The sequence below is a fragment of the Vibrio sp. 1078-1 genome (genome assembly GCF_033340475.1).
The window spans coordinates 1-520 of sequence record NZ_JAWOWM010000893.1 but is presented as its reverse complement, the minus strand read 5'-3'; the positions used below and the strand labels follow the sequence as shown (position 1 = coordinate 520).

At 41.3% G+C, this 520-nt stretch carries 1 protein-coding gene; it reads left to right on the top strand.

Going from position 1 to position 520, the window contains the following annotated elements; genetic code table 11:
- Positions 1 to 150: 150 nt before the first annotated feature.
- Positions 151 to 520 (top strand): HDOD domain-containing protein (locus R7190_RS30690; RefSeq protein ID WP_318138316.1); only part of this gene is annotated, 370 nt, incomplete at its 3' end.

The window sequence follows — 520 nt, the reverse complement described above, 5'->3', positions numbered from 1 at the left end:
TTTGGCGATATTTTTTTGACGCATGGCGTGCCAAAAACCACGCATCGTTATGATCCGTATACCATTTATAGAGAACTTAGTACGCATTTCATTGATAATGTTCTTCGGGTAAGGGTACACTGTACGAAAGTTCTCTAACACCACGTCACAATGGAACATCTATCATTTTTTTGGCTACCAAATAACAAAGATAAGCTTATAAAAGCGCTTGAATCTGAATTCGCCCAATTGGTCGAACAATCCATATCTACGGGTAAAATTTCGTTACCACCCATCCCCGATGTAGTCATCAAAATTCAAAAACTTTGTATAGAAGAAAACACCACGGTTTCTGATGTCGCAAATTGCCTTTTAGAAGATCCAGGGTTAGCTGCTATTGTGATTCGCGTAGCCAACTCGGTGATTTTTAACCGAAGAAACATTACTTGTAGTGATTTAACTACCGCCGTCTCTCGTTTAGGCATCTTCCGCGTCCGAGACATCGTGACCGCACAAGCTATCGAGCAATTGAAACACGCGG